Annotated in this window: 3 protein-coding genes; 2 read left to right on the plus strand and 1 reads right to left on the minus strand. The window is 49.3% G+C overall.

Features of this window, described 5'->3' with window-relative positions; all coding sequences use genetic code 11:
• Positions 1–90 precede the first annotated feature (90 nt).
• On the minus strand, positions 91–858 hold the full coding sequence (locus A1332_RS22505; protein ID WP_064010645.1) for a polysaccharide deacetylase family protein: 768 nt from the start codon (positions 856–858) through the stop codon (positions 91–93).
• Positions 859–1,110: 252 nt separating this feature from the next.
• Between A1332_RS22505 and A1332_RS22510 the strand changes: the two genes are divergently transcribed.
• Positions 1,111–1,560 carry an SUF system Fe-S cluster assembly regulator gene (locus A1332_RS22510; protein ID WP_064010646.1) on the plus strand — a complete coding sequence of 150 codons (450 nt, stop codon included), beginning with the start codon at positions 1,111–1,113 and terminating at the stop codon, positions 1,558–1,560.
• 14 nt (positions 1,561–1,574) lie between these two features.
• Positions 1,575–3,023, plus strand: a complete 1,449-nt coding sequence (gene sufB, locus A1332_RS22515; RefSeq protein ID WP_064010647.1) for a Fe-S cluster assembly protein SufB — start codon at positions 1,575–1,577, stop codon at positions 3,021–3,023.
• The last annotated feature ends 102 nt before the right edge of the window (positions 3,024–3,125 follow it).

The raw sequence follows: 3,125 nt of genomic DNA on the forward strand, positions 1-3,125 counted from the left end.
AAATGGCAACAGCCCCTAGTGGGCACGAATATCTGTAGCCTAATCACTGCTGATTCATAACATAGCCAAAATCCGCGTTGGCATTTTTAATCAAATGCTATGAATTAGTTTATCCCAAACACGGTTCGCATAGTAGCGAGTCATTTTTTTCCATGATACGTCGTTATCCGCAAAGTTTAATTTGCGGGCCAGTGTGCTGACGCTGTCACCGGAAAATATGGCAATACGTCTGATCATATATGGGTTTGGTTCGCTGTCGAACCAGCCGGGACGGGTTGTACAGGCCATGCGATAACCGGTTTGTTCGGCTACGCTAACCGAATCGGCATTAAATCTGCCAAATGGATAAGCCAGGCTGCTGACTTGGGTGGATAACAAATCTTCCAGTACGGCTTTGGCTTTTGATAGTTCTAATTGTTGTTGATCGGCGCTGAGTGCGGAAAGGTCGGGATGCGAGCAGGTGTGTGAAGCGATTTCCATTCCGGCGGTATGCATTTCAAGCAAGCGTTCCCCAGTTAACATCCGTGTTTGTATCGATGGTTTGCCTAGCCAATGCGCATGACCACCAATGCAATCGGTCGCGATAAACCAAGTTGCCTTCATCCCGAGTGCCGTTAGCGGTAAAAAAGCCCCCGGATAATTGTCTTCGTAACCATCATCAAAAGTAATGACCACACTTTTTTCAGGTAGCGTTTTGACATTTTGCAGTTCTTTGAACAAAACAGTTGTCCAGCCTTCTTGCTGTAAATACCGCAAATGTTTAGCAAATAAGTTAGCGCTTAACGAGTAATGAGACTCCGGCTGAGCGTCGGGCGTACCGTGATACATCAAAACAATGGGGCTGCGAGTTTGGGTCATGGCTATTATTTAATGAGGCTGGATGTCATTTTTTACCCGAAGAAGTGTATTGCAAAAAACCAAGAATTTCAGGGAAAAGTTCTGCAAGGGCATTTTGTCGCTGACGGTGTGATCGATAAATGTGTAGAAGTGCTTGTCAGTGTGGCTGCGTAAGACACCTGTTGCGGGGGATGAAACGCAAAATTTAATAACCAAGCTATTTACTCAGGATTTAAATAAGACTAAAATAGTCCTAAATGAAAAGAGAGTGTAATGTTACGGCTAAGTAAGTTGACGGACTACGCAACGGTGATCTTGAGCTATATGGCCAAGGACAGGAGTCGAGTACACGGCGCTCTGGAAATCGCCGAGGCGACGGGCATCGCTCAGCCTACGGTCAGCAAAATATTGAAGATATTACTCAAGGCCGGCGTGTTGAGTTCCATGCGGGGTGCCAAGGGCGGTTATGCGTTGGCGAGAGATCCTGGCCGGATTACCGTAGCGACCGTGATTAGTGCTTTGGAAGGACCGATTGCCTTGACCGAATGCACGGCTTCTCATAAAGGCTGCGATCAAGCCAGCGGTTGCCGGATTCAAGGTAATTGGCATTTGATCAACCAAAAGATCGCCAATGCGCTGGAGTCGGTGACTTTAGCCGATCTGATTTTGCCGTTTAAGCCACCGGAAGAAGTCTCCATTCCGGTTAACCAGTTGTTTCGCTAATTATTGAAAAGATTATGTCTACAAGCGCACAAGAAATTGAACATCTCATCAGTCAGGAATACAAGCAAGGCTTTGTGACCGAACTGGAAGTCGATACGTTTCCGCCAGGCTTGGACGAAGACGTGATTCGCCGGCTTTCTAAAGTCAAAAACGAACCGGAATTCATGCTGGATTATCGGCTGAAAGCCTTTCGACATTGGCAGACCATGCCATCCCCGGACTGGGCGCAACTTAAAATCGACCCGATCGATTACCAAGCGATCAGTTATTACTCGGCGCCGAAATCAAAAAAAGCCGGCCCGAAAAGCCTAGATGAAGTCGATCCGGAGTTGCTGGATACTTATAAAAAACTCGGCATCCCGCTCGACGAACAAGAGCGCTTGGCCGGCATCGCCGTGGATGCCGTGTTCGACAGCGTGTCGGTAGCAACCACTTTCAAAGGCAAATTGAAAGATGCCGGGGTGATTTTCTGCCCGATCTCCGAAGCCTTGCATGAACATCCGGAATTAGTAAAGCAATACCTAGGTAGCGTAGTACCGGCCGGCGATAACTTCTTCGCCGCGCTGAATGCCGCTGTGTTTACCGACGGTTCTTTTGTCTACATCCCCAAAGGCGTGCGCTGTCCGATGGAGTTATCGACCTATTTTCGGATCAACGCCGCCAACACCGGCCAATTTGAAAGAACCCTGATCATCGCCGACGAAGGTTCGCATGTCTCCTACTTAGAAGGCTGCACCGCGCCAATGCGCGACGAAAACCAGTTGCATGCGGCGGTGGTAGAGCTGGTGGCCTTAGACAATGCTCAGATCAAATATTCCACGGTGCAAAACTGGTATCCGGGTGACAAGGACGGCAAGGGTGGTATCTATAACTTCGTGACTAAGCGCGCCGAGTGTCGCGGTCACAATTCCAAGGTGTCCTGGACCCAAGTCGAAACCGGCTCCGCGATTACCTGGAAATACCCGAGTTGCGTGTTGCTGGGTGACGATTCGGTCGGCGAGTTTTATTCAGTAGCCTTGACCAACAATCTGCAACAAGCCGACACCGGCACCAAGATGATCCACATCGGCAAAAACACCCGCAGTACGATAGTGTCCAAGGGTATTTCCGCCGGTCGGGCGCAAAACACTTATCGCGGTTTGGTGAAAGTGGCCAAATCCGCCGAAAACGCCCGTAACCATACCCAGTGCGATTCGCTATTGGTAGGCGATAAATGCGGCGCGCACACGTTTCCTTATGTGGAAGTGAAACAGCCGACCGCGCAGGTCGAGCATGAAGCAACCACCTCTAAAATTAGCGAAGATCAATTGTTCTTTTGCCAGCAACGCGGTTTATCCGCCGAAGATGCGGTGTCGATGATTGTGAATGGATTTTGTAAGGAAGTGTTTAAGGAGTTGCCGATGGAATTTGCGGTTGAGGCGCAGGCGTTGTTGGGGATTAGTTTGGAAGGAGCGGTTGGTTAAAAGGTTTTTCGTTCCCTCTCCCTCAGGGAGAGGGCTAGGGTGAGGGGCTTTTGATTTTAAGGTGTCGCTATCGCGACGGGTTGTTTTAAAGTCGGGTCTCGG

Source organism: Methylomonas methanica (assembly GCF_001644035.1).
GTDB classification, from domain to species: Bacteria; Pseudomonadota; Gammaproteobacteria; order Methylococcales; family Methylomonadaceae; genus Methylomonas; species Methylomonas methanica_A.